The sequence below is a fragment of the Mesorhizobium sp. M4A.F.Ca.ET.050.02.1.1 genome, from assembly GCF_003997725.1.
Taxonomy (GTDB): domain Bacteria; phylum Pseudomonadota; class Alphaproteobacteria; order Rhizobiales; family Rhizobiaceae; genus Mesorhizobium.
The window spans coordinates 1-3,255 of sequence record NZ_RZSG01000678.1 but is presented as its reverse complement, the minus strand read 5'-3'; the positions used below and the strand labels follow the sequence as shown (position 1 = coordinate 3,255).

Genomic DNA, 3,255 nt, shown 5'->3' with positions numbered 1-3,255 from the left:
CTCGGGTAGCGCCCAACCACTCTTGCCAGGTAGGCCGGCATCACGCCGGTGCGTATCCGCTTGGAACCTTGGAATTGACATTGATCGAGGCTGTCGGCAGTAGCTGCAATACCAGTCTGGGTGAGAGGATGGGACGAACATGGGTGAAGCAAAGCAAAAGGCAGCCGCGATTGCAAAATGGCGGGATGGTCTTTCTGATGAAGCGAAAATCGTTAACGACGCTGCTCAAGCTTTGTTCGACAAATTTATCAAGCCGAGGCATGTCACAGGCATGTGCTATCACTCAGTATTTTTTCTACACGAATTTTTAAAAGACAGGCATGGAATTATCACGGTTCCGATCGTGGGTTACGTCAATGACGGAACCGACGACATAATGATTTCCCACGCCTGGCTGGAGTATGAAGGTAAGAAGACGGATGTTAGCCTTGCCGTGACAGCACGTCCAGATGTCTCGCCCGCAGGGGAACTCATAATCCTCGATCGGGTGGTGAAGGGTGGACACAAGTATTTCTACCATCGTGAGATGACGACGGCCGGCCTGTTGCAACTGCAGAAAATGCGTATGAATGGCCAGCAAGCGCTCGTTGATCATAAGATGGAAGAGCACTCGCTCATGACTGCCCGGAGCACGCAAACTGAGTTGATCCGCTCCTACCTTGACGGCGAGCCGAACGGTTTGACCTATGAGAAAATTGTTGTGTTGATCGAATCCTGATTGGTCACCGATAAGGCCAAACCTCCATCCGCGAACCTTCTTACAGGGCGACGCCTGATTGTGCGTTCGATAACCGATTGAGGCCTATGCTACGGCTCTTGCTGCGCCATGTCATGGCACAGCAAGAGCTGGGAAATGCTAGATAGTTTTTAGCCCCGGCGCCTACTTCGCCAGGTCAGCTTGCCACCAACGAGATGCGTGAATATCAAGGGGCGATGCCAAGCAGCGCGGGCAGTGAAAAAGGTTCGCGGCAACCTCAACCCCGGTAGAAGACTGGTCGCAATGCAAGCAAAACCAGATGTCGCCTACCTCATGACTTAGGGGGTGCTCGGCGCGGCCGGCGCTGTCTGGCACGGTTGAGCGCCGCGGCCAGTCCGAGGCGATTCGCGCGTGAACCAGCTTGCGCCAACCCGAAGCTATTTCGAGCAGGGCATCTCGGAAGTTTGTGTCGTCAATCGGATTCGCTTTGAGCCTGCGATCTGTTACTCGAAAACGAGCAGGAGCTAAGGGGGCCTCGGGTAAGGTCACCTCCCAACCTCGTCCCCACATGCGAACATCGTCCGACTGCGTGCTCACGCGATAGCTATGCCCCAGAAGTTCGCCCTCGAATTTGTCATGGCCGATTGCGCGCCAAGGATCTGTGCCAATCGAGATCAATGGGTTTTCAGCAAATACCAATGCTTCAGCGGTAGCTAGATCCTCCGCGGACGGACGCCATCCATTCTTTTCTGCATTGGTCAGGGCGTTCCAATGCGAATGGCCCAATGCCTGTGCAATCACTTCCAACGCGCCTATATGTTTTATTCGCCTGGCACGGGCAATGTTTCGCGCAGCCGTTTTCAGTTCTTTCAGTTGATCGCTATTGCTCATGATCCATTCCTAATCGTGGTAACGGATCCAACATGTGCCCACTGCTGATAGACCCGTCCCAAGGAGGGAATGGTAGGTTTGATCTCAGCGACATCGCACTGCGAGGCTTTGCATGGTGGGCACACTGGCCTGTGCGGAAGGCCATCACCAAATTGCCCTCAGACACAAGAAACGTCAAGTCATTACCGAAACTTACAACGGCTGCCGCCGCGTGTGCCACGACTCGTGAGCGCCATTGTTCAAGGACCCGAGGCAGGCATTTGGGGCAACATATCCCTCTCGCCGCATCACCACTGCGCGTGAAGATCCCGGATCTCCTTGCTTCCATCGCACCGGCTACGCTATTTCTTCAGGGTCACGGGGGTTTTCAGAAAAAGCTCGGGAAATAGCATCAAGGCAATGCGGCCCGTGACCGTTTCTGGCCCGTCCTGCGGCTCCTGCTCTGCAATTGCAAACTTCCCCTGCACGCTCGCTCTATCGAGTAATTCTCCCGAGCCTGTTGAGACAACCACTTTTCGCATGAGCCTTGCAAAACCGTGCCGCCGCGAGCCTGCCAGGAACGTGTTGATCACCTCTGCCAGGTTGCGCTGTCTCGAACCGACGGACCGTTTCAAGACGAAGGAGAGCATGCAGTTGAGGAGAGATTCGAAGTCCGCCTCGCTCAACGCTGCACCATCAACGGCCTCCATGTTCAGTTTGCTGGCCAGCTCATCGAGCAGGTGAATACGGTCTGGGTAGCGCGTGCCGTTCTCCGACGTCGCATCGAGCCAACGCGCCCGGAAATCTTCGTGCCAGGGCGGACGAGGCGCGACGGCAAACGGCAGGCCCGTTTCCGGCCACGTCAAGTCGGTAAGGCGCACGACCTTCGACTCCCATCCGTTCTCGCCTTCCCAGAAGGCCCGTACGCGAGCGCTGCCATCAGCCTTTGAAACGGCCAAAACCTCTTCGTCGAACGAGAAGAGGTTCTTGTTGTGGGAATAAAAGATATCTTCAAAGGCCGTGAGCATGCGAGACCGATCCACCGGCACGAAATTCCATGTCAGCCAGATCAAGTGCCGGCCTTCGCGTTCGTAAAAGCTCTCGCGCGCATCGATGATCGGTATCTGCGTCGTCGCAAGCTGCACTTCAACGGCGATCGGCTTTTCTGCATATACCGCGCGAACGTCGGGACGGCGGCGTCCTTCTGCCGTGACGAGATATTCGTCGGTCACAACAGACCCCGGTTCCGTCAACGGATCCGCATTTAACAATTCCGCGATCGTGTTCTTGATTTTCAGATGGAGCGGGCTTTCCTGTGCTCCTTGAAACTGGCTGGCATTGACCTCATCAATGGAGGAGGGATCGCCCGTCCACCATGGGCAATCCGTAGGCGCGCCTTTCCTGTGCCGCCAATAGGGCAGGCGTGTCCTCGGCTCGCGCGGAGCGTAGACCGCATACCCGCAATTCTCGCAGACGAAGACATCGGTCTTCTCGTTGCGCGCGCGCGTCGCGGTCCTGCGGATTTCGTGATAGCGGTCAGGCCCTGCGGCTACCAACTCATCGGAGCTGATCGTCTGCATGCTGCGAAGGTCCACGGCTCGCTTCAGCGTCCGCCGATAGCGCTCGGCAAGTTTCCCGGGAGCGTTCATACCAAAAGCTCGTACTCGCTCTCAGGATCGGCGGGTTTC

General features: G+C 56.3%; 3 protein-coding genes. 1 reads left to right on the top strand and 2 read right to left on the bottom strand.

The window, feature by feature from the left end; all coding sequences use genetic code 11:
* Nucleotides 1-139: 139 nt before the first annotated feature.
* Entirely contained in the window at nt 140-718 is a 579-nt protein-coding gene (locus EOA33_RS29190) for a hypothetical protein (RefSeq protein ID WP_127407225.1), read from the top strand.
* A 162-nt stretch (nt 719-880) separates the two neighbouring features.
* Here the strand turns inward: EOA33_RS29190 and EOA33_RS29185 are convergent, their stop codons facing one another.
* Nucleotides 881-1,588, bottom strand: coding sequence for a hypothetical protein (locus EOA33_RS29185; RefSeq protein WP_127407224.1), 708 nt, complete (start codon nt 1,586-1,588; stop codon nt 881-883).
* A 341-nt stretch (nt 1,589-1,929) separates the two neighbouring features.
* Entirely contained in the window at nt 1,930-3,147 is a 1,218-nt protein-coding gene (locus EOA33_RS29180) for a DUF6035 family protein (RefSeq protein ID WP_245482467.1), read from the bottom strand.
* Nucleotides 3,148-3,255 lie beyond the last annotated feature (108 nt).

What these genes read in the sequence shown, in the direction of transcription:
- EOA33_RS29190 (WP_127407225.1), top strand. Translation starts at nt 140, where the DNA reads ATGGGTGAAGCAAAGCAAAAGGCAGCCGCGATTGCAAAATGGCGGGAT.
- EOA33_RS29185 (WP_127407224.1), bottom strand. Translation starts at nt 1,588, where the DNA reads ATGAGCAATAGCGATCAACTGAAAGAACTGAAAACGGCTGCGCGAAAC.
- EOA33_RS29180 (WP_245482467.1), bottom strand. Translation starts at nt 3,147, where the DNA reads ATGCAGACGATCAGCTCCGATGAGTTGGTAGCCGCAGGGCCTGACCGC.